The 24,146-nt window shown below is 40.6% G+C and carries 22 protein-coding genes; 11 read left to right on the forward strand and 11 right to left on the reverse strand.

The window, feature by feature from the left end; genetic code table 11:
* Nucleotides 1-3 precede the first annotated feature (3 nt).
* Nucleotides 4-390: a hypothetical protein gene (locus LV83_RS04070; RefSeq protein ID WP_111610259.1), complete on the forward strand. Its 387-nt coding sequence runs from the start codon at nucleotides 4-6 to the stop codon at nucleotides 388-390.
* Here LV83_RS04070 and LV83_RS04075 read toward each other — a convergent pair.
* Nucleotides 371-1,303, reverse strand: coding sequence for an ROK family protein (locus LV83_RS04075; protein WP_111610260.1), 933 nt, complete (start codon nucleotides 1,301-1,303; stop codon nucleotides 371-373). The two genes, LV83_RS04070 and LV83_RS04075, sit on opposite strands and share 20 nt — an antisense overlap.
* Before the next feature lie 46 nt (nucleotides 1,304-1,349).
* The gene (locus LV83_RS04080; protein ID WP_111610261.1) at nucleotides 1,350-1,844 is read right to left on the reverse strand and encodes a YkgJ family cysteine cluster protein; all 495 of its coding nucleotides are present in this window, start codon (nucleotides 1,842-1,844) and stop codon (nucleotides 1,350-1,352) included.
* A 105-nt stretch (nucleotides 1,845-1,949) separates the two neighbouring features.
* Here LV83_RS04080 and LV83_RS04085 point away from each other — a divergent pair, with 105 nt between their 5' ends.
* Nucleotides 1,950-2,324, forward strand: a complete 375-nt coding sequence (locus LV83_RS04085; protein WP_111610262.1) for an arsenate reductase family protein — start codon at nucleotides 1,950-1,952, stop codon at nucleotides 2,322-2,324.
* Here the strand turns inward: LV83_RS04085 and LV83_RS04090 are convergent.
* Nucleotides 2,302-3,138, reverse strand: coding sequence for a CvfB family protein (locus tag LV83_RS04090; protein WP_111610263.1), 837 nt, complete (start codon nucleotides 3,136-3,138; stop codon nucleotides 2,302-2,304). The two genes, LV83_RS04085 and LV83_RS04090, sit on opposite strands and share 23 nt — an antisense overlap.
* A 178-nt stretch (nucleotides 3,139-3,316) precedes the next feature.
* Between LV83_RS04090 and LV83_RS04095 the strand changes: the two genes are divergently transcribed.
* Both LV83_RS04095 and LV83_RS04100 read left to right on the forward strand, forming a co-directional pair.
* Nucleotides 3,317-4,207, forward strand: a complete 891-nt coding sequence (locus LV83_RS04095) for a 3-hydroxybutyryl-CoA dehydrogenase (protein ID WP_111610264.1) — start codon at nucleotides 3,317-3,319, stop codon at nucleotides 4,205-4,207.
* A gap of 6 nt (nucleotides 4,208-4,213) precedes the next feature.
* Nucleotides 4,214-4,831, forward strand: a complete 618-nt coding sequence (locus LV83_RS04100) for a deoxynucleoside kinase (protein ID WP_111610265.1) — start codon at nucleotides 4,214-4,216, stop codon at nucleotides 4,829-4,831.
* Between the two features lie 104 nt (nucleotides 4,832-4,935).
* Here LV83_RS04100 and LV83_RS04105 read toward each other — a convergent pair whose 3' ends face one another.
* Nucleotides 4,936-5,583, reverse strand: coding sequence for a DUF7255 family protein (locus LV83_RS04105; protein WP_111610266.1), 648 nt, complete (start codon nucleotides 5,581-5,583; stop codon nucleotides 4,936-4,938).
* A gap of 354 nt (nucleotides 5,584-5,937) precedes the next feature.
* Between LV83_RS04105 and LV83_RS04110 the strand changes: the two genes are divergently transcribed.
* On the forward strand, nucleotides 5,938-6,327 hold the full coding sequence (locus LV83_RS04110) for an Hpt domain-containing protein (RefSeq protein ID WP_245946993.1): 390 nt from the start codon (nucleotides 5,938-5,940) through the stop codon (nucleotides 6,325-6,327).
* A gap of 20 nt (nucleotides 6,328-6,347) precedes the next feature.
* Complete coding sequence (locus tag LV83_RS04115; protein ID WP_111610267.1) at nucleotides 6,348-8,723, forward strand: S9 family peptidase; 2,376 nt, start codon at nucleotides 6,348-6,350, stop codon at nucleotides 8,721-8,723.
* Between the two features lie 255 nt (nucleotides 8,724-8,978).
* Here LV83_RS04115 and LV83_RS04120 read toward each other — a convergent pair whose 3' ends face one another.
* The 6 genes from LV83_RS04120 to LV83_RS04145 all read right to left on the reverse strand — a co-directional run bounded on the left by LV83_RS04120 (nucleotide 8,979) and on the right by LV83_RS04145 (nucleotide 16,046).
* Nucleotides 8,979-9,209 (reverse strand): acyl carrier protein, encoded by a 231-nt coding sequence (locus LV83_RS04120; protein WP_111610268.1) that lies wholly within the window; start codon nucleotides 9,207-9,209, stop codon nucleotides 8,979-8,981.
* Nucleotides 9,210-9,384: 175 nt separating this feature from the next.
* On the reverse strand, nucleotides 9,385-12,543 hold the full coding sequence (locus LV83_RS04125; protein ID WP_111610269.1) for an efflux RND transporter permease subunit: 3,159 nt from the start codon (nucleotides 12,541-12,543) through the stop codon (nucleotides 9,385-9,387).
* Nucleotides 12,544-12,546: 3 nt separating this feature from the next.
* Nucleotides 12,547-13,599 (reverse strand): efflux RND transporter periplasmic adaptor subunit, encoded by a 1,053-nt coding sequence (locus tag LV83_RS04130; protein ID WP_111610270.1) that lies wholly within the window; start codon nucleotides 13,597-13,599, stop codon nucleotides 12,547-12,549.
* A 24-nt stretch (nucleotides 13,600-13,623) separates the two neighbouring features.
* On the reverse strand, nucleotides 13,624-14,991 hold the full coding sequence (locus LV83_RS04135) for a TolC family protein (protein ID WP_245946994.1): 1,368 nt from the start codon (nucleotides 14,989-14,991) through the stop codon (nucleotides 13,624-13,626).
* A 72-nt stretch (nucleotides 14,992-15,063) separates the two neighbouring features.
* Nucleotides 15,064-15,525, reverse strand: coding sequence for a GbsR/MarR family transcriptional regulator (locus tag LV83_RS04140; protein ID WP_111610271.1), 462 nt, complete (start codon nucleotides 15,523-15,525; stop codon nucleotides 15,064-15,066).
* Between the two features lie 128 nt (nucleotides 15,526-15,653).
* Nucleotides 15,654-16,046 carry a winged helix-turn-helix transcriptional regulator gene (locus tag LV83_RS04145; RefSeq protein WP_111610272.1) on the reverse strand — a complete coding sequence of 131 codons (393 nt, stop codon included), beginning with the start codon at nucleotides 16,044-16,046 and terminating at the stop codon, nucleotides 15,654-15,656.
* 117 nt (nucleotides 16,047-16,163) lie between these two features.
* Here LV83_RS04145 and LV83_RS04150 point away from each other — a divergent pair, with 117 nt between their 5' ends.
* The 4 genes from LV83_RS04150 to LV83_RS04165 all read left to right on the forward strand — a co-directional run bounded on the left by LV83_RS04150 (nucleotide 16,164) and on the right by LV83_RS04165 (nucleotide 21,144).
* Nucleotides 16,164-16,520: a DoxX family protein gene (locus LV83_RS04150; protein ID WP_111610273.1), complete on the forward strand. Its 357-nt coding sequence runs from the start codon at nucleotides 16,164-16,166 to the stop codon at nucleotides 16,518-16,520.
* A 123-nt stretch (nucleotides 16,521-16,643) separates the two neighbouring features.
* Entirely contained in the window at nucleotides 16,644-17,207 is a 564-nt protein-coding gene (locus LV83_RS04155; protein WP_111610274.1) for a helix-turn-helix domain-containing protein, read from the forward strand.
* 202 nt (nucleotides 17,208-17,409) lie between these two features.
* Nucleotides 17,410-19,197: a 3-keto-disaccharide hydrolase gene (locus tag LV83_RS04160; RefSeq protein WP_111610275.1), complete on the forward strand. Its 1,788-nt coding sequence runs from the start codon at nucleotides 17,410-17,412 to the stop codon at nucleotides 19,195-19,197.
* Between the two features lie 18 nt (nucleotides 19,198-19,215).
* Nucleotides 19,216-21,144 carry a c-type cytochrome gene (locus LV83_RS04165; protein WP_111610276.1) on the forward strand — a complete coding sequence of 643 codons (1,929 nt, stop codon included), beginning with the start codon at nucleotides 19,216-19,218 and terminating at the stop codon, nucleotides 21,142-21,144.
* A gap of 96 nt (nucleotides 21,145-21,240) precedes the next feature.
* Here LV83_RS04165 and LV83_RS21705 read toward each other — a convergent pair whose 3' ends face one another.
* Nucleotides 21,241-21,363 carry a hypothetical protein gene (locus tag LV83_RS21705; RefSeq protein WP_262510731.1) on the reverse strand — a complete coding sequence of 41 codons (123 nt, stop codon included), beginning with the start codon at nucleotides 21,361-21,363 and terminating at the stop codon, nucleotides 21,241-21,243.
* A gap of 402 nt (nucleotides 21,364-21,765) precedes the next feature.
* On the opposite strand from LV83_RS21705, the gene LV83_RS04170 reads away from it, so the two are divergent.
* The gene (locus LV83_RS04170) at nucleotides 21,766-23,994 is read left to right on the forward strand and encodes a heavy metal translocating P-type ATPase (RefSeq protein WP_111610277.1); all 2,229 of its coding nucleotides are present in this window, start codon (nucleotides 21,766-21,768) and stop codon (nucleotides 23,992-23,994) included.
* Nucleotides 23,995-24,146: the final 152 nt, after the last annotated feature.

The following is a 24,146-nucleotide window of genomic DNA, read 5'->3' on the forward strand; positions in this document are numbered from 1 at the left end:
ATTATGACTAAATCACTTTTCCTTTTTACAGTACTTATTCTATCCATTTCTTTATCCTGTAGCTCAAAAAGAGATACAGGCAGTATGAATATGGAAAACTGGAAAGCGGATCATTATGGGTGCAAAGGGTTAAGAATGCAAGATTTGGAAGAACTGGAGCGACTCAAAAATTCATTTTTGGGAGTTGACAATCAAGCCTTGATCAAAACTTTTGGACGCCCTGACCGAGTGGAATTGGTGGATAAAAGTCAGACTTTTTTCTTCTACTTTCTAGAGCCAAGCAATGCTTGCGAAGGGGTAGAAATAGAAAAAGAACCCCTAAGAGTTCTTTTTCGCTTGAATGCTATAAGTAAAGTTTCGGAAGTTACTATTACAACCCTGAACCCATAAAACAAAGCGCTGCGGCGCCCAGAGTTCCTGCATTGTTTTCTAAAGTGGCTTTTTTCAAGACCAAATCCTTACCATAATATTGCGTTAAATATTGCTTGATCGTACGGTCAAGTGTAGGCATCATGAATTCTAAACCCGCAGAAATTCCTCCTCCAAAGTAAACATCCGTCACATCTAATATTCTTATTGCAGATACAATCGCTTCTCCAAGAATCCGAGCTACTTCTTCAAAAACCATCAGAGAAACTGGATTTCCAGCTTTTGCAGTATCCACGAGTAAATGCGTCCCTAGCTCCGCACCTACCAAGACACCGGCTTTTTCCGGATACGCATCGATCAGTCGAGCCATGATATTCAATATGCCTTGTCTTCCTATGAGAGTTTCAAGTCTGGCTGCACCTTTGGAAAGCATATGTCCCATTTCCATGGCGTTGCCTCTGGAGCCTTTGAACACTTGTCCATCTAAAACCAAGGCACTTCCAATTCCTGTTCCCATAGTGATAAAAAGGAAATTTTGGGGAGGATCATCCTTTCCAAAATAAAATTCCCCTATGGCAGCAGCGGCAGCATCATTTTCTAGCGCAAAGAAATATTTTGGGTATTTCGCTAGTAAGTTTCCTTTCAGGTCAAACCCATTTAAACTAGGAATAGCCGGGATCTCCAAAGGTGTAGTTCTGTCTTTTGATATCATTCCAGGCAAGCCAATTCCTACCTCCTTTACCTGTGGATATTTGGTGAAATATTTGCCCAAACCTGCTATAAACGCTGGCCCAAAACCTTCAGGATGGTCACGATATGAAGTGGTGTCTTCCTTTACAAAGTCTAAAATATTGCCCTCTCTGTCAACAAGGCCGATTTTCAAGTGAGTTCCCCCCACGTCCACTCCAAGGAAATGTGCTTCCTGATTTTGCATAATATTATCTATAGGTTTATGGTTTCAAAAAAGCAAAAGAAAAGTATTACTTCCTATAATCCTTCCCAATCTGCTGGAAAATTTTGAAAACTGCAGGACAAACGAGTGTATTTTTAAGTGAAAGCTCTAAAATACCATGCATTTTTTTACGATCGGTATGTGGATACTCCCGGCATGCCTTGGGCCGATCTTCATAAACCAAACACTTATTATCTGCACCCAAAAAAGTGCAAGGCGAAGAATTTAATACAAAATCTCCATCCTCATCCCGATGTAAATATTCGTCAATGAAGGCGCTACTTTTCATTCGAAATACTCTCGCCAAGCGGTCAATGTCTGTATTCAAAAAAATCGGACTTGTTGTTTTACAGCAATTTGCACAGTCCAAACAACCTATTTCTCGAAATGCTTCTTGATGCAATTCTTCGAATTTTTCATCCAATACTTTAGGCTTTACTTTTTTAAGTCTAGCCTTCAATTTTTGATTAGAAGAATATTCTGATTTACTCTCTTTATTAAAATTTTTAAGGTCTATTTCCAAAATTTAGAAAAGTTAACTTATGAAAGTATTCACTTTGAGAAAATTAATTCTTTTATAAAACATAGATTTTCAGTATCTTAATAGGTAAATAAACCCTGAAACGCCATGAAAACACATCCTTCTGAACTTTACTTCTACCATTCTCCGGCACAGCCGGTGGATAAGCAAACCTTAGCTTATGCCAAATCGATTTCCAAATTTGTCAACTCTATAGACCTGACTAAAGAAAGGCTCACAGCCACCCAATGGCACAGTCTCTTAACTAAATTAAACTTAAGGGCCAAGGACTTACTTAACCGAGCTCATCCGGACTACCAACGATTCATCGCTGGCAAGAACTGGGATGATGAAAGTTGGCTAAATATCTTAATCAAATCTCCCAACCTCATTAAGGCCCCAATTGCCGCACTACGTAACAGGGCAATTTTGTGTACTACGCCAACAGATATTTTAAAGCTTAATTCGATGCATTTAGTCTAATGCCATCTGGTTCGATCTGAATCATTCTGGCTTTATATAATTGACCTATGCATTGTTTGAAATGCTTTTTGCTCATTCCCAATTGTTGCTGAATTTCCTCAGGAGCAGATTTATCGTGCAATGGCAAGAAACCTTTAGCCTCTAATATGGCAAGGATTTTTTCTGAGCCCTCGTCGTATTTTACTCGACCAGGAGGCAAGAGCTGCAAGTCCAGCTTACCATCTTCACGATTCTTTTTGATATAGACCTTCCGTTTTTCACCAAGCTCTAAAGGCTGGAAAACTTCATTTTTAAAAAGTAGGCCTTCATACTCATTATCTATAAGTACTTTGAAACCTAAATCGGTTTCCTCGAAAATTACTCCGTCAAGTTCTTTTCCTTCTTCCCAATCAAAAGGAGCTAAACGTAGAAAATCTCTATACTTATTTACTCCAATCAATCTATTGGTCTTAAAGTCGACACAAACCTTGACTAAGTATTTCTGGCCAACTTCCATGTTTTTACCCATTTCTGATTTGGGCACAAAAAGATCTTTTGGCAAGCCCCAGTCCACAAATGCACCAAATGAAGTCACTTCTTTAGCTTTCAAAACAGCAAACTCATCTAGAAGTGCCAAGGGCTTTTGAGTTACAGCAACCGGCCGATCCTCACTATCTGTATATACAAATACTTCGATTTCGTCTCCTTCCTTTTCTTCGCCTTTAAGGTATCCTTTTGGCAGTAAAAGTTCTTCCCCAGAGCTCAAGGCTAAGTAAGCACCGAAATCAGTAAATCTATTAATGGGTAATTTTGAAATTAGACCTAGTTCTTGCATGCGACAAAGGTAGCTAATAATCGCAGTTTGAATCTTAACTTTTGTGACAAACAAAGTCGGAGATCGAAAGTTAAAAAATTGGATTTACTACATGGCAGGAGTAGCTTTGAACTCTTCAACAGATAAATACCGTTGATTCTAAACCCAAATTCTAACTTTAATTTTTAATCACCTAAGTATGAAAAATATCTCAGTTATTGGTTCTGGCACTATGGGAAATGGCATTGCGCATGTTTTTGCGCAGCATGGCTATGATGTCAGCTTGATAGATATCAAGCAGGAATTCTTAGATAAAGCATTGGCGACCATCACCAAAAACCTTGATAGACAAGTAGGAAAAGGGCTGATTTCCGAAGAAGATAAAAGTGCAGCTTTAGGTAAAATCCAAACATTTACAGATTTGGAAAAGGGAGTGAAATCTGCTGATTTGGTAGTGGAAGCTGCCACCGAAAATATGGACATTAAATTGGATCTTTTTAGACAAATCGATCAATTCAGTCCTGATGCCGCCATCCTAGCAAGTAATACTTCTTCTATTTCCATTACCAAAATCGCTGCCGCTACTAAAAGACCAGGGCAAGTAATAGGAATGCACTTTATGAATCCAGTGCCTGTGATGAAGTTGGTAGAAGTTATTCGCGGATACGCCACTTCAGATGAGGTCACTGCGCAAATCATGACCTTATCGAACAACCTTTCCAAAGATCCTGTGGAAGTAAATGACTATCCTGGTTTTGTGGCAAACAGAATTCTCATGCCAATGATCAATGAGGCGATCTACTCCCTATTTGAGGGTGTTGCAGGAGTAAATGAAATAGACACAGTAATGAAACTTGGAATGGCTCATCCTATGGGGCCGCTGCAACTTGCAGATTTTATAGGATTGGATGTGTGTCTTTCTATTCTCAAAGTACTTCATGACGGATTTGGCAATCCAAAATACGCCCCTTGTCCATTGCTGGTAAATATGGTTCAAGCAGGCTACAAAGGAGTGAAATCTGGTGAGGGTTTTTACAAATACACCCCAGGAAGTAAGGATTCAATTGTGTCTCCGCGTTTCTCAAAATAAGAAAAAATGCACATTGCTGTATCCGGAAATATAGGTAGCGGAAAAACTACCCTTACCGAAAAACTGGCCAAACATTATGGCTGGAAAGCTGAATTTGAAGCTGTAGATAACAACCCTTATCTTCCTGATTTTTATGAAGATATGAAGAGATGGGCTTTTCACCTACAGGTATATTTTCTCAACTCTCGATTCAATCAAATTAAGAAGATTCAGGAGAGTGACATCCCTACTATTCAGGATAGAACAATCTATGAGGACGCATACATTTTCGCGGCTAATCTTTATAAAAGTCAGCTTTTGACTGAGCGGGATTATGAGAACTACCAGAGCTTGTTTTCAAGTATGATTTCTCATGTGAAAGCTCCTGATTTACTGATTTACTTAAAAGCGGATATTCCAAAATTGGTAGGTCAAATCGAGAAAAGAGGAAGAACCTATGAAACGACAATGCGCATAGATTACCTTAAAAACCTGAATACGCATTATGAAGAATGGATCGCTGGCTATAAAGAGGGTAAACTATTAATCATTGATGTCAATAACCTGGACTTTGTGGAGAATCCAGGAGATTTTTCATTCGTCGTGGAAAAAGTAGAGCGGGAGATTTTCGGTTTATTCTCTTGAGATTTTAAAGCAATAAAATTAATATACCACATAGCCACCTAGAAAAATATAGGTTTTAAAATTGAATCCCTATGAAATCTATATGGCTATGTGGTTTGATTTTTTTAGCCTTGATATTTCCTTAAAAACCAATTCAAAAGCATAGCTCTCTGCTCCTCTTTGGGGTTGATCAGCAACTGATCCAGACGCTTCAATGATCCACCTGTCATCAAGGTTTCAAAGGGAGTAATTCTAAAGAGCTTATACCCATGAATTCTTGTTTGTAAGTCATACTGAGCATCGTTATAAGCTGTCAGCTTCCATCCTATTGCTCCATTTCCAGAAAAATCCCCAGGCTCACTTGCCTCGCCAAAACATTGCTTTGCCACAGGTGCACCATTCCATATTCTTTGCTGCAGGCCAACTTTCAGGCATTCCTTCTCATAAGTTCTGCAAAGCCTTTTTTGAGTTTCTACAAAAGGATAATTCAATTCAGAATAAAGGTCTGATCTAAAAGTAATTAGTCGATATCTATTAAAGTGCAATTCTTCATCGTAAACGAAAAGATTTCTTCCAATTTTAAAATCTAACTTGAGCTTTTGCAACAAAGGAATATCTCCAGTGCCACCAAGGTCAGAATAGATTTCAGTAAGCCAGTTTCGACCTTTGGTATCTAAATATTTTGGTTCTATTTCCAAATCAAAATCCCGCTCAAAATCCACCTCTCCCTCACGTAAAATAAGGTCAAGTTGGCGGGTCATTAAGTTATCCATTGGGTTGGTTTTATCACAGCGAGATTGCTGTGTAAGTCTATGCAAATAAAAACGCTGGAGTTAGGTTACTTACTTTGAATCTTTTTCAAGGTCGTCTCCTATGCGTTGTTCTAGATTCCCTTTCGATCCAGGGAAAGTTGTTCTTTGAGAAATATCATATCCGATCCAACACATGATTAACATGAAAATCACAAATAGAATTAAAAAGATCTTCTTATTCCGTTGCATTTGCATTTAAATTTAAATCGATTGGACACAAAATTAACCAATCATAAGAAATCTCAGACCATTGTTCATGAAATATTGAATGAACCAGTCGGAAAAGTATACTTTTTCAAAATTGTGTTTAATTTTATGAAGAGAGTGACAAATGTACTTTTTACTTTTAATACCCTTTTTCACCCAATCATGTATCAATCCATAAGCGAGCAATCAATTTACCAGTTCTTTGGCGAAGATGAGCCAGAAATGATAAAGGAGATGATTGAGATCATTTTAGAAACCAACATCAAAGATTTAACCGAGTTGGATAAATTTCACAAGCTGAATGATTTCCCTACAATTAAAAAACGATGTCACAAAGCTAAACCTAGCATGAGCTATATAGGAGCTCAAAAAACTCGAAAATTATTAGAAGAAATGGAGAATAACCCTAATGATTTCCAGGTGCTAAATATCGACCTACAAACTCAATTATCTGCAATAGAAAAGGAGCTTAATAAGTTTCTAGAGACACTAAATTAAATCACAGAATAAAAACCCTAATGAAAATTCAGCGAAAACTACTGTTTCTGCCTTTGCTTTGCATTGCCTTTTTGCAAGCTCAGGCACAGTCCACTTTAAGTGTAGAGCACATCATGCGAGATCCCTTGTGGATGGGTACTTTCCCATCTTCGGCATCATGGAGTGATGACTCTCAAACGATCTACTTCCGTTACAATCAAGCACATGACCCAGCAGATTCCTTATATAAACTAGCACTGTCTAAAAAAGGCGATATTTCAAAATTGAGTTGGGCAGAAATGAGAGCCAACGAACGTAGTGGAGAAGAATTCAATTCAGACAAATCGCTCAGATTATATCAGAAAGACAAAAAACTAATGCTAGAAGTGATGGCGACAGGCATTTCGACCACACTAATTGAGTGGCCTGAAAACTTCTCAAATGCCAAATTCATGGCAAATGAAAATGAGATCTCCTTTGCATCAAAGAACAATCTTTATGTCTTCAACAGAACTTCTAAAACGACTAGAAAAGTCACCAATATCTCCACAGAATCAAAGCCAAAGGATAAGTCCAATACAAAAGATGAAAAAGTAGCTTGGTTGGAGTCTGAAAATCTGGAACTCTTAGACGTAGTAAAAGAGCGTAAAGAAAATGATAAAATGCGCCGGGAGTATCGTGAAGCTTTTCGCGATGCGGAGGAAGAGGAATTCACTTATTATACTGAAGGTAAAAGTCCAGTGAATCTTCAACTGTCTCCAGACGGCAATTACGCTACATTTTCCATTTACACTTCTTCTAGTAACAAGAATACCATTGTTCCTGACTATGTGGACGCATCAGGCTATACAACAGACCTCAACACGCGATCTAAAGTAGGTACAACGCCTACAAAAATGGAGGTCGGAATCTACGATCTTCAGCGCGACACAGTCTATTTTATCAGTACCTCAGATCTACCTGGTATAAAGGATTTACCAGATTATGTGACTGACTATCCTGACAAAACCTGGGAAGAAAAGGAAAGAGATGTCATGATTTCTAGTCCTTATTTCTCTCCTGATGGCACCAAGGCGATTGTCAACATAGGGTCTGCAGACAATAAAGACCGATGGATTGCGGCGATCGATTTGCAAACTGGAAAGCTGAATACCCTGGATAGACAGCGTGATGAGGCTTGGATTGCTGGCCCTGGAATAGGTAGATCATTCTTCGGTGGCACGTTGGGATGGCTTCCAGACAACAAGCACATCTATTTTCAATCTGAAGAAACCGGATATTCCCATCTTTATCTTCTAGATATGACAAATGGAGAGAAGAAAGCATTGACTTCTGGGAAATATGAAGTTTTTGATCCATTCCTTTCCAAGGACAAAAAGTCTTGGTATTTAACTACTTCTGAGGTTGATCCTGGAGAGCGTCATTTCTACAAGATGCCTGTGATGGGCGGAAAAATGGAGAAACTAACTTCCATGACTGGCAATAATGAAGTCAGCCTTTCGCCTGATGAGAAGAAGTTGGCCATTATTTACTCTTACAGTAACAAACCAGCGGAGCTTTACCTTCAAGACAATAAAGTGGGCGCCAAAGCTGAACAATTGACCTCAGGTCAAAGCGAAGAATTCAAAGCATATAATTGGAAAGATCCTGAAATCGTACGATTCACAGCAGAAGATGGGGCACAAGTTCCGGCGAGATTATATACGCCAGATCCAGCCAAAAAGAATGGTGCAGCAATAGTTTTCGTTCATGGTGCTGGTTACTTGCAAAACGTTCATAAATGGTGGAGTAGCTACTTTAGAGAATACATGTTCCACAATCTCTTGACCGATTTGGGATATACCGTTTTGGACATTGACTACAGAGGTTCTGCTGGATATGGAAGAGATTGGAGAACGGGAATATATCGTCACATGGGAGGAAAAGACCTTTCTGATCAAGTTGACGGCGTTAAATACCTCGTGGCTAACCATGGCGTTGACCCAGAGCGAGTTGGCTTATATGGCGGTAGCTACGGTGGATTTATCACGTTGATGGCACTTTTCAATGCTTCTGAAACTTTCAAGTCTGGTGCAGCGCTTCGATCTGTTACGGATTGGGCACATTACAATCACGGATATACAGCCAACATTCTGAATACTCCGGAAGAAGATCCAATTGCTTACCGACGTTCTTCTCCTATTTACTTTGCCGAAGGCCTAAAAGGAAATTTACTTATGGCACATGGAATGGTGGATGTGAATGTACACTTCCAGGATGTAGTGAGACTATCTCAGCGCTTTATTGAACTAGGAAAGGACAATTGGGAAATGTCAATCTATCCTGTAGAGGATCACGGGTTCGTAGAGCCTAGTTCTTGGACAGACGAATACAAGCGTATTCTAAAGTTGTTTAATAGTACTTTATTGGAAGAGTAAAAATTCAATTTTCAGAAAAAATGTGGCTGGTCTATCGATCAACCATTTTTTTTGTGGAAAAAACCTAATTAAATAGGAGAAGATTTTAAAACATTCACTGTGAGGGTATGAAAATAGTTTAAGAAAACCGGCTGTTTCTATGTCGCTGAAACCCTAAATCTATACCGCGCTTTCAGCGAAACCACTGCGGACTCTGTGGTTAAAAAAGAACTTATAAAAAAAGAGTCCCGGACATCCGGGACTCTTTTTCATTAATTAACTCATCAACAATTCAATAATCTGGGCGGGTACTTTCACACCCTCAACCTTATCATCGGCAATCTGTTTTCTTAATTCATATTCCAATTCGAAAATCAAACCTGAGACAAATACTTTGTCCATTCTCAGATCACTTTCAAACGAAGCGTATTTTCTCTTCCCCGTCAGGTCAATTCCATATTGATGGAAAACCTTTGAGATTTTGCGTAAATCAGTATAATTCTTCATTGGGCAGGTAGTTTAAACCCTTGCTAATCTTGCTGATTAGCAAGGGTTATTTTTTTTTATAATTCTTAGTCTTATTTGGAAAAATGAATCCAGTTCATTGTCATCTCAGTAAAAACCTGGCGTTGAGGCCGCATCGGTCACCCGACATCGGTCCTCGGTCATACTGGATTTTTTCTTAGACGTATGCGGCAGCTTCAGACTCAAACTCCTCAACATTGGTATCTTCGAGTTCGATTTGCTTTTTCTCTCCCTTACCGATTTTCACCATAAATCTGTCAAACAAATAGTAGATCACAGGCACTACGACCAGAGTCAGGAACATAGAAGAAAGCAAACCGCCGATGATCACCCAAGCCAAGCTATTTTTCCACTCAGCACCTGCACCGGTTGCCAAAGCAATTGGCATCATACCAATCACCATTGCAATCGTAGTCATCAGAATTGGGCGGAAACGAATCTTCACAGCTTTCTCCAAGGCTTCTTTCACGGCAACTCCTTCTTCTTTAAGTTGATTGGTGAAATCGACCAAAAGGATCGCATTCTTAGCTACAAGCCCCATCAGCATGATCAGACCCATGATAGAAAAGATACTTAGCGTTCCTTTAGTCAGTGCCAAAGCAAGCAAGGAACCGATCAATGCCATAGGAAGTGAGAACATCACCACCAATGGATAGACATAAGAATCATACAAGGCTACCATGATCAAGTAGATCAAAATAATAGAAGCCAAAAGGGCAATTCCTAAGGATCCAAAACCTTCTGCTTGATTCTTCATATCACCATCGTAGTTGATCTGAACCTGCTGTGGAAGATCCATTGCATCGATAGCTGCTGTCAACTCGGCGCCAACCGTTCCAGAAGGAACACCAGCTACCTGAGAGGTGATTTTCACAGAAGAAACCCGATCTCTACGCTCTAACTTAGTCGGACCTTCCGACTGATTTACTGTCGCGAATTGCTCAAGCTTCACCAGCTGACCTTTTCTATTGAGAAAAGTAAGGTTCTGAACATCCGAGATTGACTTTCTATCAAACTCATTCAGCTTCACTAGGATATCATATTCGTAATCACCATCAGTGTACTTAGAATCGTCATTACCGTTGAATGCCACCTGAAGCGCTCCACCCACCATATCCATGGAAAGTCCCAGCTCATTCATTTTAAAACGATCCACTTCTACGCGGATTTCTGGATTACCATCTTCCAGAGAGCTTTCAATCTTTCTTGTGCCTTTCAATCCAGCTAAAATTCCTTCGATTTTTTCGGAAACTACCCGAATAGAATCCTTGTCAGGACCGGAAACAATCACCTGTATCGGTGCATCGTTTGCAGTACCCATGATAGAAATTGGAACACCTGTGTATTCTGCTCCGGTAATATTCTCCTCCAAGTAGTTTTCAAGATTTCTGGCATAATCCGGTCCAGTCATAGACCTAAACTCAGGAGCAACCAGTTTCACCAAAATCTCAGAAGTAAATGGAGAAGATTGAGAACCAGTAAACTGCCCACTTGCTACACCAACAGTGGTAAATACTTCAGTGACTTCAGGGAGTGTTCTCAGATAATCTTCCACCTCACGAGTCTTGAAGTTAGTTTGCTCCAGTGTTGCATCCTTTGGAAGTTCCAGCCTAAGCAGGAATTCTCCTCTATCTCCTTCAGATACGAATTCGGAGCCGATAAAGCCTTTTATCACTAAGAAAAAAGATGAAATAAAGAGTACAAATGTGATCCCCAACAAAGCAACTTTATGTGCAAATCCCCATCTCAAAATACCAACAAGCCAATCCACAAAAGCATCCAAGCCTGCCTCAAAACCATAGACGATTTTTCCAAAAAAGGAATTCTTATCCAAATGCTCCAGCTTGGAAAATCGTGATGTGAGTAGTGGAATCAAGGTAAAAGCTACCAGTAAACTGATCAAAGTCGCTGTGGCAACGGTAATACTGAACTGAGCCAAAATCCCTCCAATCAACCCTCCAGTCATCGCCAGAGGTACGAATACCACAATAATCACCAAGGTAATGGAGACTACTGTAGCACCGATTTCCCGGATACCATCGTAGGAAGCCTGAGCGATAGTTTTACCCATTTCCAGGTGACGGTAGATATTTTCTATCACCACAATGGCATCATCCACTAGGATACCAACCACTAGTGAAAGTGCCAGCAATGACATGAGGTTCAGAGTAAATCCTGCCAAGAACATGACCGTGAATGTCGCCACAATGGAAGCCGGCACAGCAACCATCACGATCACTGCATTACGGATACTGTGTAAGAACAACAGCATGATCAAAGCCACCAGTACAACTGCAATAATCAAATCAGTAATTACATGATTCGCTGCCTCCAATGTAAACTCAGAAGTGTTTTGGGAGATTTGGAATGAAACTCCCTCTTTAGCGTAGGTCTGCTCCAGGGTGTTGAGCTCATTTACCAAAACCTCAGAAACCTCCACGGCATTGGCATCAGACTGTTTTTGTATAGTCAAGCCAATTGCAGATTTGCCGTTTAGTCGTGTCAAAATATCCTCGTCTTTATAGGAATCCTCCACCTCTGCAACTTCTTTCAGCTGTATTGGCGATTCATCGTCACGGTAAGCAATTACCAGATTCTCTATATCCTGAATGTTTTGAAACTTACCGGCAAGACGAATTAAAACCTGTCCTTCATCGTCCTTCAGTCGTCCTGTAGGAAAATCCAAGTTACTTGCATTGATCGTCTGGGCTACAGCGATGGGCGAGATCCCATACCCGTCCAGCTTGTTTCTATCCAAATTCACTTTAATCTCACGCTCTGTACCGCCGAGCATGTTGACCTGAGCCACACCTTTGATCTGAGCCAAAGAAGGCTGAATCTTATTTTTGATCAAATCATAAAACTCAGACGGATTCAGATTGGAATAAACAGCCAATTGCATAATAGGCAAATCATCCAAGTCAAACTTACCCAAGCTTGGAGGATCTGCATCTTCAGGAAGATCACCCAAGATCGCATTGATTTTACGCTGCGCATCTTGCATGGAATAATCCACGTCTGCTCCTGCTTCCAATTCAATAGTGATGATAGAAACACTCTCTTGAGAAATCGAATTCATAGATTTGATCCCTTCCAAGGAGGCTACAGCATCCTCAATTTTCTTTGTTACTGAAGTCTCCACTTCAGAAGGCGCTGCGCCAGGATATACCGTGGAAATGGTCACTACGTTGGTTTCCATTTTTGGTAAAAGCTCGTAAGACAATTGTGTGTAGGAAAAAATCCCCAGCAAAGTCAGTACGGTAAACAGCACGACCACCATGGTCGACCGTTGTATGGATATTTTAGTGATTTGCATAGCTTACTGAACTTTCACTTTGGTACCTTCTTTCACATTGATCAGACCAGAAGCGATCACTTCGTCACCAGCTTTTAGCCCATCCAAAATTTCAACTGTTCCATCATCCAGCGGATTGATTTTCACTGGCTGGTAAACAGCTGTACCATCTTTGATAAGGTAAACACCTGGATTTTTCAAGCTTCCGGAGATGGATTTTCTGTCAATTTTGAGCACTTTCTCATCCTGAGAAAATTTAAATTGAGCCGTTCCAAACATACCCGGCTTGATTTGATCTTGATTTTTACTCGTCATGATCAATTCCACTTGGTATTTGAAAGAAGCATCTGCCATATCAGATATGAAATGTACTTTACCTGTAAATTCCTGATTGGAAATGGCGTTCACTTTCACCGCGATCTCTTCGCCTTTAGTTACTTTTGCTATTTCACTTTCAGTGACGTTCACCGACAATTTCAGAGGAGACTTATTGATAATATCTGCCAAAGGCATTCCTGGGCTCACTAAAGCGCCCAATTCGTAATAATCTTCATTGATAAAACCAGCAATCGGAGCAGTCACCTGTGTGTCGTCCAGTCTCTTTTTCAAAGCTGAAAGTTGTGCATCAGCGATTTTGAAGGCATTTTCACTTTCTTCAAACTGTTTTTTAGTAATCGCATCAGTCGCAGCCAGATTTTCAAAACGCTTCAAGTCTTTCTCGGCTTGATCTCTTTTTAGTTTGGCAATCGTATAATCCGATCGAATCAAACGATCATCGATTTGCACGATTAAATCGCCTTTTCTTACGTAATCGCCTTTTCTTCTTTGGATTTTCACAATCGCTCCAGAGGTCTCAGACATTAATTTCAATTCCTGAGAAGGTTCAAAAATCCCATTTGCTTCGAAATTCCTGTTTACAGTCTTTTCTTCCACTTTTTCCACAGTCACAGAGATAAACTCGCTGGACTTCATGGCAAGTGTGGCTGCTTCGTTCATTTCTTCCTTGTTGTTGTAAAGCGTGAAAGCTACTGCTCCTACCCCAACCAGGAGCAAGGCTATAATGATTAACTTTTTCATCGTTTCGTTGGTATGAGTTTTCTATTAGAGTAAAAGATTTTTGATTTTCCCCGAAGAATTCAGAATCTCCAATTGGGCAATTCGAACCTGGATAATTTGATTGTTGTAGTTGGCCTGAGCCTCACGCTGTGTTGTCTCGGAATCGAGCAAATCTGTAAGTGGACTTAACCCTTCTTTGTATAGCAGAGTGGTTTCCTCAAAAACATCATTTGCCAGGTCCAGATTGCTGTCCAGAGACGCTAGGGTATTTAAAGAATTGTAGTATTTGTTTAGCGCATTTTTATATTCCAACTCAGCTGCGTCTTCTGCCTGTAAGCGATCTAGACTCAATTGCTGAGCGCTGACTTTAGATTGAGCAGCTTTGTATTTAGTCTGCATCCCATCGAAAATTGGGATCTGTAGTTTCAAACCAATTAAAAACCCCTGATACCAAACTCTTCCCTGACTTAAAAAATCAAATTCAGAAGAGAAAGCATTTTTGTTCCAATCAGCGAAACCAACCAACTGAGGCTGATGCGCTGCCTTGATGTTCTTGTATTCGAATTCATACAATTTCTCTTGTACACCCAAAACCTGAATATCTTTTCTGTCGAAAATGTTGAAATCCTGCAGCTGAAAATCCTTTATTTTCTCATCCATATCTGCTGCAGATTGATCCAAATTGATCTCAGCATCTACCGGTATTCCCATTAGTAACTTCAGATACCCTGCCCGTTGAAAAATAGCTATCTCCAGATTTACCAGTTCGCTTTGAATTGAGGTCAAATTCACTTTTACCCGATTCAAGTCTACTTTTCTGGCTAGATCATTATCGTATTGAGATTGTAGAATATTTTGAAGACTTTTCAACTGATCTATGTTGGCCTGAAGATTTTCTTTCTGAAGTTCCAGCTGAATCACGCCCAAGAAATTCATGGAGATTTCGTGGATCACATTTTCTTCCGACTGCTCAGACAGAATGCGATAAAACTCTTCACCCGTTTTTGCTGCTTTCAAACCAATGAGATAGGAATTGCTAAAGATCAACTGGTTCAATTCAAAGCCAGCTTTCAAAGACTGTGGCACGCCAAGCGCAATCACCTGAATTTCGTTTGGATCCCCACCGAAAATCCCACCAGGAACGGCTTGAGGAAATACATCCAGAAAATTGTTGTATTGCCCGTAAGCAGAAAACTGAGGAAGGCCTGCTCCACGTATTTCGTTTCGCTGATAGGTTGCCTTCTCCTCATCTAGCATAGCTTTTTTCAGCGTGCGGTTATTTTCCAAACCAATCTGAATACTTTCTTTCAAAGTAAGCGTATCTGGCAAGCTGAACTCCTGCGCTGCTTCTTGACCCATAGCCATAGCTGGAGCCATCAGGAAAAATGCATAGGTTAAATACTTCTTTAACATGTCGTTGAATAATAGTTAGTTATAAAATATATAGTTGGTTCTGTTTTTAATGAACTTACTGTTCAAATTTTTTTAAGCTTGTTGTCGCTTGAATCGTTCAAATAGTGCAGGGATTTCCTTTTTGAAGAAGCCCAAGAACTCAGAAAAGTCTTTCATTTTACAATTGAATTCATGATTCTTTTCAGTTCTGACTTCAAGCACCTCATCGATGAATTTTTGGATTTCGGCAATGTTTTCCAATTCCTTGGCAAAGTCCTCTCTCCAATCACTTAGTTTCAGCGCAAAATACCTTTTACGATCACCAGGACGGGTTGAATAGATACATCTATCTTTTGCTTGTAGAAAAGTCAATGCATTACTAACTGCACTTTTACTGACTCCGAGTTGCTCCACTATTTCATCAAATGAAACCTCCCCATCTTCATGAACCAAAAGCAAACCAATGATTCTTCCCACCAAAGGCTGCATGCCCTTATGCTCGTGAAATACACCAATTCGTTCGATCAATTCTTTATGTCTTTCAGTTAATACCATCTTCGTTCTATTTGGGTTATGGGCTAGTAACGGGACAAAGATACACAAAGTTCAGTTAGTTCTGCAAATACAGAACAAAGTTTTATTAAATATTTTTGACAATGACTTTCTGCCCAGTTTTGAGAAGATCAACCTAAGTGATCTTTATTTACTGGTTGTTTCAGTAAGTCGTCTCCGAAAATTCTTTTCCGGTGATTCTCTCCCCATACGTGAAGTGCAGCTATTACATCATTGAGCGTCTCACCGTACTTGGTCATGGTGTATTCTACTGTCACAGGAAAAGTATCATACACCGACCGTTTCACAAGCTGGTTCATTTCCAGATCACGAAGCTCTTTCGAAAGCATTCGGTCTGTTATCCCTGGGACTTGCTTAGAAATTTCCGAAAATCGCTTATATCCATGCAGTAAAGCTACGATAATTGGGAGCTTCCATTTTCCATTCAATACATCCAGCGCATCCTGAACTGGGCGGATAATCCCTGTGCATTGCGTATGATTTGACTTATCTAACTTTTCCATAACATCCTCTCAAATAGAATTAGGCTATACTATACCGAAGTATAGTACTATATCCTAGTATAGTACTTACAAATGTATAGTTAATTACCATAGGTTTGCAAAAAATATTTCAATCTTATGACGAACAAAATAATTTATTGGACATCCACCTCACTGGTTTCATTGATGATGCTTTTCAGCGCATATGCTTATTTCACCGATCCAAATGTATCGGCTGGATTTACCGCAATGGGATTTAAGGACTTCTTCCGAATAGAATTGGGAGTTGCAAAAATACTAGGCGCACTTGTACTACTGCTTCCTTTTTCCCAAAAACTCATAAAAGAATGGGCTTATGCAGGATTTGGTATCACTTTCATCTCAGCGTTCATTGCTCATTCAGCAAATGGAGATCCCGTTTCCGCTATGATTATGCCTTTGGTAGCACTTGCGTTATTGGCAGTTTCGAGAGTATTCTTAGCAAAAATCAGCTAATAATAGCTTATCATGAAAAGCATCCTAGGAGAAGTCCAGGATGCTTTTTTAATTTAAAAATTGGAAGGCACAAGAACTTTAAACTGGTTGAATACATTTGTTAAAGCACAATCCTTAAAAACTATGCCGCTGATCTACGTCAAAAATATGGTTTGCCCTAGGTGTATTGCTTCGGTTTGTAAGACCTTGGATAACTTGGGCCTCTCCTATTCCTCTGTTGATTTGGGGAAAATCAGGTTAGATTCATCTCCCAATAATCAACAAAAAATAACTTTGGCTGAGAAACTGAAAGCAAATGGTTTCGAACTGCTTGAAGACGGAAAGTCAGCTTTAATTTCTCAGATCAAGAGTCTCTTAGTTGATCAAATTCAACATTCGAAGGAATACTTGGCTGAAAACTACTCAAACTATATCGCAGAAAAGCTAAATCATGAATACACGTATTTGAGTAAACTTTTTTCGCAGGTAGAAGGCATTACCATCGAAAAGTATATCACTAAATTAAAAATAGAGCGGGTGAAGGAATTGATTTCATACAATGAAAAAAATCTGTCAGAAGTCGCTGATCTCCTCAATTACAGTAGTGTTGCTTATCTCTCAGCACAGTTTAAGAAAGAGACTGGGATGACGCCTTCTGAATTCAGAAAACAAATAAAATCCGGAAGAAAAAGCCTAGATCAGATCTAATCCTGCTTCTAAACTCTAAATTCTTCCCATTTGATGATTTATTGCCATTTTTTGAATGAAAGCTAATAGTCAATCGAGCGAGTTTGCCTTGTAGTTAAAACCTGAGCGTTTATCTTTGGACTTGAAAGAAAATTCAATGATTATTTAATAATTCTCATTTTTCCAATCAAACCTCATACTATCAAATAACCCTCCAATTCACATGATTTTGAACAAACATGTAGGCTTGTTTGCCACCGCCTTTGCCTTACAGCTTGGTATTGTGCAAGCACAGCAAAATCCTGTCACGCTTGACCTGAGTTCCTTTGAAGGAAACAAAGGCAGCTGGACAGAAGTAGGAAAAGTCTGGGCTAACCCTACTATTCCTAATGAACTTCAAGCTGCAGATGGCTCCGGAGTTTTTGCAAATCTTCCTACCAAGAAAAATCCAGGAGCCGACATAGTTACCAAAGACAAGTATGGCGATCTAGATCTTTCATTAGAGTACATGGTAGCTCCAGGCTCTAACTCTGGCGTTTACCTCCAAGGAAATTATGAAATTCAAATCCTGGATAGCTGGACTACTACCACCACCAAACCTGGTGACAACGGCGGGATCTATCAGCGCTGGGACGAAAGCAAGCCTGAAGGCCAAAAAGGTTACCAAGGATATGCTCCAAGACAAAATGCTAGTAAAGCTCCTGGTGTTTGGCAAAAACTGGAAGTCTCTTTTCAAGCTGCAAAATTCGACGCATCAGGTAGCAAAATCGAAAACGCACGTTTCCTTTCCGTGAAACTCAATGGCGTAACTATTCACGAAAATCTGGAAGTTTTTGGCCCTACCCGCGGCTCTATGACTGGCAAAGATGTGGCCGAAGGTCCTTTGAGAATCCAAGGAGATCACGGTGCTGTAGCATTCAGAAACGTTGAAATCATCCCATTCAATGCTAAAACTCCAACCGTTTCTAACGTAAGTTATGAGACATATCAAGGTTCCATCAATAACCTGGAAGAGCTAGCAGGAAAAACAGCCGTAGCCAAAGGGACTGTTGCTACTTTAAGTGAAGTGCCAGCATCAGTTTCTGATGTGAATTTGACAAAGTATACTGCAAACTTGAATGTGGATGAGCCTGGTGAATACCAAATCACACTTCAAGTTCCAGGCGGACTTGCTGGTTTTGCTGCAGGAGCTGAAAGCATTTCTAGTCTATCTGATAGAGGAGTTCGAGTTCGAAAGCAATTAAAAGCTGGAGATAACACTATTCAGATTATTGCTTCCAAAAACAGAAATTGGTCAGTAGATGGATTCAATCTTTCAATATCTGGGCCTGGACTTAGAAGCACTGATCTTTTGGTTTCAGAAGCTGGAGCTTCTCAAGCTACTGATCCGATATTGGTAGACGCAGACGAAACTCCAGTTTTGCGAAGCTTCCGTGACTATCCTGGTTCAAAAAGATTGAGTCACGTAGTTTCAGTTGCCAGTGAGGAGCAGGTAAACTATGCGTACGATATGGAAACAGGTACGCTGATCCAAGTGTGGAGAGGTGAATTCCTAGACGCTACCCCTATGTGGAATAGCCGTGGAAACGGTGTTTCTGTTCCTCGTGGTGCAGTAATTAACCTGAGCGCGCCAGCAGTCAATGCGGTAAACAGCGACTACTCCGCTTCAGAAGAATTCCGAACCAAAGGTTATCAGTTAATGGATGGTTCAGAAGATATTGTTTTCTCATATCTTCTTGCTGATCAAGCGGTAAAGGATGAAATAAAAATTCTGGAATCAGGAAAAGGAATCAATAGATCCGTCTCTGGAATTGGCACAGGCTATTACAAAGTAGCTGCGGGTACAGAGATTCAAAGAATCAATAAAGGCTATTATTTATTGCCTGAAACCGGTGTCTACCTGCAATACGATGAAGCGACTTTCGGAGCTCCAGTGGCCCATTCCGTTGATGGTACTGCTGGGATTTTCTTGCCTGCAAAGGGAAACATCGTTTACAATCTTCTCTTTTAATCCAAAGACAGCGCAAAGATGAAAAAATTACTAAAGAATAAATTCACAAAAATTGCCTTTGGAATAGCAGCTGCAATTCAGCTTTTTCCAGGGCAAGTAGATGCACAGGAATCTCCAAAAGAAGAGGACTTCTTTAAAATCATGCGAGTTACAGCTCCAGAAGGCACCCTTCTGGAAGTTGGTGGCATGACCGTTTTGCCAAATGGTGACCTCGGCGTAGCTACGCGTAGAGGAGACGTATTTATAGTGGAGAACCCTACGAGTTCTAAGCCTTTTTTCAGGAAGTTCGCCTCCGGTCTTCATGAGATTTTAGGTCTTCATTACGAAAATGGCGCATTTTACATGGCCCAGAGAGGTGAGTTGACCAAATTGGTGGATACAGACCAAGACGGAACTGCTGATTTATATGAAACAGTTTATGCTTGGCCGATTTCTGCACACTATCACGAATATAGCTTCGGTCCTAAAGTAGGTCCTGACGGCTCATTCTTCGTTTCTGCCAACGTTGCTTTTGGCGATCAGGAATGGTGGAGAGGCGAAAGCCGCGAACCAATGAGAGGCTGGATCATGAAAATAAACCGTGATGGAAGCATGGAGCCTTATGCTACTGGGATGAGATCTCCAGCTGGTTTGGGAATGCTAGGCGATCAGTTGGTTTACACAGAAAATCAAGGTGATTACATGGGTTCAGGTGGGCTTTGGTTTATCGAAAAAGGAGATTTCACAGGTCACCCAGCAGGTTTGGTATGGACTGGACGCCCGGATTCTCCTTTGAAATTAACCACAGAGGAATTCAACAAAGTAGTGGATCCACAAAAGGTCCCAAATGGTAACGGTGGATTTCTGAAGCCAGAAAACGTAATCGATGCACCTTATATCACCATGGCACAAGCCAAGGAAAAACTTCCTGATTTGAAGCTTCCGGCAGTATGGTTGCCACATGGTATTCAGGGTATTTCCAACGCCGAACCAGTTTTGATCCCTGAAGGCACTTTTGGACCATTTGAAGGACAGGTTTTGATTGGTGACCAAGGTCAAAGTAAAATCATGCGAGTAGTTCTTGAAGAAGTAGGTGGTGTGATGCAAGGTGCTTCGATTGATTTTAGATCTGGTTTCCAGTCAGGAATCTTAAGAATGGCTTGGGCAGCAGACAAATCCTTGTTCATCGGAGAGACCAATCGTGGTTGGGGTTCCGCTGGCGAAGCTAATGAAGGTTTGCAGCGCTTAGTTTGGAATCATAACATTCCTTTCGAAATGAGAACAGTTAAAGCTCAGCCAGATGGATTCTTAATTGAGTTTACCAAGCCAGTCAATAAAGCAACTGCTGAGGATTTGACTTCTTATTCGGTGGAAAGCTTCACTTATAAATACTACCCAGTTTATGGTAGCCCACCAGTTGACAATAAAAACCTAAAAATTCTTGGTGTAGAAGTAGCTGCCGATGGTATGTCCGCAAGAATTGCCGTGGAAGGTTTGAGAGAAGACTACGTGCACAAGCTTAGCCTTAATGGTGTTCGTGCAGTCGATGGAAGCTTCTCGTTAGTCCATCCAGATGCTTACTACACTCTTCACAAAATTCCTGCTGGAGCAAAAATGGCAATCAAAACGCCAACTCCTGAGCCTGTAAAAGAAGTAGCGGCAAAACCTGCTCCAGCCAAACCAGCCCCAGCGAAGGCCATTGCTTCTGCGATTCCAACAGATGCAGAGATCAAGACGATTTTGGCAAAAAACACCTGTTCAGCTTGTCACATGAAAGACAAAAAGGTTATTGGCCCAGCTTATGAAGAAGTAGCGAAGAGAAGATATTCTGACGAAAGAATCGTTGAATTGATCTATAATCCTGAGCCTCAAAACTGGCCAGATTATGCGACTCCAATGCCTCCGATGGCACAGGTATCCAAAGAAGATGCAATGAAAATTGCCAAGTGGATTAATTCATTGAGATAAATTTGGTCCACAGTCGACAGACAATTGTAAACAGAAGTTTTGATATAAAAGGCTTAGCGAAATAAATCGCTAGGCCTTTTTTTTGGCTATTGTAGTTCATGTGATCGTACCATAGAACGGCACATTTATAGCTAATTCAGATCCAAAAGAAATCCTCGTTCCGTAGGGACGATTCGTGTATTCATCTTTACCATGCGTTCCGATGGAACGCTTACCCACAATCCATATTTATTTCTACCAACCAATTGTTCCTATGGAACAAACGAAACAAGTCCAGCTTCTGGAGAAGCAGGCCAACATATTAAGTTGCGTTCTCTGCGTTATCCTCTGCGAACTCCGCGGTTAGCAAAAGCCATAACGCAGTGTTCCGATGGAACGCTAAATTTATATCTGCAAACCATTTCTACAGACGAAATGCCCCGAATGGGCCATTTTCCAAAATAGTCCAGCTTCTGGAGAAGCAGGCCAACATATTAAGTTGCGCTCTCTGCGTTATCCTCTGCGAACTCCGTGGTTAAAACACCCGACCACAAAATCTCATAACTTTTCCTCAAAATTCCATAACAACTCCCTCCTATCATCTTCCTAAGTTTGTAAGGTCGAATCAAGACAAATGAACATATGAAAGATTCAACCCAATCCGTACATAAAGAAACTTTTCCGGTCACCGGCATGACTTGCGCAGCATGTGCCTCTTCTGTGGAAACCATACTTCAATACACCGACGGAGTTAAATCCGCTCAGGTAAACTTTGCCAGTAGCACCGTTTTGGTAGAATATACTGATGAAATCAACCCTGAGGGTTTGAATGACGCACTTACCGCAATTGGCTACGGATTGATCACCGAGAAAGAGAATGTGGAAGAAAAGGTCTCCACCAACCAAAAGGAACATTACAAAGAGCTGAAAAGGGATACCATAGGAGCCGCTATTTTGACGGTTCCAATTTTTATTATCGGTATGTTTTTTATGCATTGGAAGCCTGGAGCATGGATTTCTCTCATTTTATCTATTCCCGTTCTTTTCGTTTTTGGAAAGAGATTTTTCGTTAGTGCTTGGAAGCAAGCAAAAAACAGAAGTGTCAATATGGACACTTTGGTTGCTTTGAGTACGGCGATTGCCTTCATTTTTAGCTTTTTCAACACCGTATTTCCAGAGTTTTGGATCAGCAGAGGCTTTGAATCTCATGTGTATTACGAGGCAGCTACGGTGATTATTACCTTCATTCTTTTCGGCAAAATGCTGGAGGAAAAAGCAAAATCAAAAACTTCCACTGCACTCAAAAACTTGATGGGACTTCAACCCAAGACTTTGAAAGCTCTGATTGATGGAGAGGAGAAAGAAATCCCAATTTCTGAAGTTCAAAAAGGGTACGAAATCATCGTTCGTCCAGGAGAAAAAATACCGGTGGATGGAAAAGTGATCTCAGGAAACTCCTTTGTGGACGAAAGTATGATCAGTGGAGAACCGATTGCTGTAGAGAAATCAGAAAAAGATGCCGTTTTCGCTGGTACCATTAATCAAAAAGGAAGCTTTCACTTCAAAGCTGAAAAAGTCGGAAGCGAAACACTACTTGCGCAGATTATCAAACGAGTACAGGAAGCGCAGGGTAGCAAGGCGCCAGTCCAGAAATTGGTGGATAAAATTGCCTCCATCTTCGTCCCAACGGTCATTGCAATCTCTATTGTCACCTTCGCGGTATGGATGATTATGGGTGGTGAAGATGCCCTATCCCATGGGATTTTGAATGCAGTTGCCGTTTTGGTAATTGCCTGTCCATGTGCATTGGGTTTGGCTACGCCGACGGCAATAATGGTAGGAATTGGAAAAGGTGCTGAAAACAACATTCTGATCAAAGACGCAGAAAGCTTGGAAATCGCTCATAAAGTCAACGCTATCATCCTGGACAAAACCGGAACAATAACCGCCGGAAAGCCAACTGTATCTAATATTCAATGGGAAACTGAGGAGCAGAAAAACACTTTTGCTCCAATCCTATTAGCTATTGAATCCAAGTCAGAACATCCGCTAGCAGATGCAGTTAGTAAAAAACTGAGTGAAGAAAATGTCAAAGCTGAATCAATTAAAGACTTTCAAAGCTTGACCGGTAAAGGGGTAGAAGCTAAAAATAATTCTGGAGAACCCTTCTTTGTCGGAAACTTAAGTCTAATCGAAGCACAAGGAATTTCATTGAATTCGGATATGCAAAACAAAGCACAGGCTTGGAGTAATGAAGCCAAGACTATTGTTTTCTTTGCAGATAAAGAATCTGTTCTTTCCATTATTGCAATTTCAGACGAGATCAAACCGAATTCAAAATCAGCTATAAGTAAACTCAAAGAAAAAGGAATTGATGTCTACATGCTGACAGGCGATAATCAGCAAACTGCGTCCGCAGTGGCAAAGCAAGTGGGTCTGACTGATTTTAAAGCTGAAGTGATGCCTTCTGACAAATCAGACTTCGTCAAAGAACTTCAATCTAAAGGCAAAATCGTAGCGATGGTCGGCGATGGAATCAATGACTCAGAAGCTTTGGCACAAGCTGATGTCAGCATCGCGATGGGTCACGGTTCGGATATCGCCATGGATGTGGCGAAGATGACTATCATATCCTCAGATCTGGAAGTAATTCCAAAAGCGCTAAATCTATCAGACTTGACCGTAAGAGGAATAAAAGAAAACCTCTTTTGGGCGTTTATTTACAATTTGATAGGAATTCCAATTGCTGCAGGTGTGCTGTATCCTATCAACGGCTTCTTGCTTGATCCTATGATCGCCGGAGCTGCGATGGCTTTTAGTTCGGTATCGGTGGTACTGAATAGCTTGCGGTTGAAAGGAAAAAGAATTTAGTAGCAAGACATAAGTATCAAGATACTAGAGCAAAGAATCGAGACTTTGATATCAAGAAGCTAGATTTTAGACATTAAAACTTTATTAGTGAGTTGTCTGTCCGAGCGAAGTCGGAGACCTACTGTACCGGAAAAGCCTTCGATCCCGATATC

It is taken from the genome of Algoriphagus yeomjeoni, assembly GCF_003259505.1.
GTDB classification, from domain to species: domain Bacteria; phylum Bacteroidota; class Bacteroidia; order Cytophagales; family Cyclobacteriaceae; genus Algoriphagus; species Algoriphagus yeomjeoni.

What these genes read in the sequence shown, in the direction of transcription:
- LV83_RS04070 (WP_111610259.1), top strand. Translation starts at nt 4, where the DNA reads ATGACTAAATCACTTTTCCTTTTTACAGTACTTATTCTATCCATTTCT.
- LV83_RS04075 (WP_111610260.1), bottom strand. Translation starts at nt 1,303, where the DNA reads ATGCAAAATCAGGAAGCACATTTCCTTGGAGTGGACGTGGGGGGAACT.
- LV83_RS04085 (WP_111610262.1), top strand. Translation starts at nt 1,950, where the DNA reads ATGAAAACACATCCTTCTGAACTTTACTTCTACCATTCTCCGGCACAG.
- LV83_RS04090 (WP_111610263.1), bottom strand. Translation starts at nt 3,138, where the DNA reads ATGCAAGAACTAGGTCTAATTTCAAAATTACCCATTAATAGATTTACT.
- LV83_RS04095 (WP_111610264.1), top strand. Translation starts at nt 3,317, where the DNA reads ATGAAAAATATCTCAGTTATTGGTTCTGGCACTATGGGAAATGGCATT.
- LV83_RS04100 (WP_111610265.1), top strand. Translation starts at nt 4,214, where the DNA reads ATGCACATTGCTGTATCCGGAAATATAGGTAGCGGAAAAACTACCCTT.
- LV83_RS04105 (WP_111610266.1), bottom strand. Translation starts at nt 5,583, where the DNA reads ATGGATAACTTAATGACCCGCCAACTTGACCTTATTTTACGTGAGGGA.
- LV83_RS04110 (WP_245946993.1), top strand. Translation starts at nt 5,938, where the DNA reads ATGAAGAGAGTGACAAATGTACTTTTTACTTTTAATACCCTTTTTCAC.
- LV83_RS04115 (WP_111610267.1), top strand. Translation starts at nt 6,348, where the DNA reads ATGAAAATTCAGCGAAAACTACTGTTTCTGCCTTTGCTTTGCATTGCC.
- LV83_RS04120 (WP_111610268.1), bottom strand. Translation starts at nt 9,209, where the DNA reads ATGAAGAATTATACTGATTTACGCAAAATCTCAAAGGTTTTCCATCAA.
- LV83_RS04125 (WP_111610269.1), bottom strand. Translation starts at nt 12,543, where the DNA reads ATGCAAATCACTAAAATATCCATACAACGGTCGACCATGGTGGTCGTG.
- LV83_RS04130 (WP_111610270.1), bottom strand. Translation starts at nt 13,599, where the DNA reads ATGAAAAAGTTAATCATTATAGCCTTGCTCCTGGTTGGGGTAGGAGCA.
- LV83_RS04135 (WP_245946994.1), bottom strand. Translation starts at nt 14,991, where the DNA reads ATGTTAAAGAAGTATTTAACCTATGCATTTTTCCTGATGGCTCCAGCT.
- LV83_RS04140 (WP_111610271.1), bottom strand. Translation starts at nt 15,525, where the DNA reads ATGGTATTAACTGAAAGACATAAAGAATTGATCGAACGAATTGGTGTA.
- LV83_RS04145 (WP_111610272.1), bottom strand. Translation starts at nt 16,046, where the DNA reads ATGGAAAAGTTAGATAAGTCAAATCATACGCAATGCACAGGGATTATC.
- LV83_RS04150 (WP_111610273.1), top strand. Translation starts at nt 16,164, where the DNA reads ATGACGAACAAAATAATTTATTGGACATCCACCTCACTGGTTTCATTG.
- LV83_RS04155 (WP_111610274.1), top strand. Translation starts at nt 16,644, where the DNA reads ATGCCGCTGATCTACGTCAAAAATATGGTTTGCCCTAGGTGTATTGCT.
- LV83_RS04160 (WP_111610275.1), top strand. Translation starts at nt 17,410, where the DNA reads ATGATTTTGAACAAACATGTAGGCTTGTTTGCCACCGCCTTTGCCTTA.
- LV83_RS04165 (WP_111610276.1), top strand. Translation starts at nt 19,216, where the DNA reads ATGAAAAAATTACTAAAGAATAAATTCACAAAAATTGCCTTTGGAATA.
- LV83_RS04170 (WP_111610277.1), top strand. Translation starts at nt 21,766, where the DNA reads ATGAAAGATTCAACCCAATCCGTACATAAAGAAACTTTTCCGGTCACC.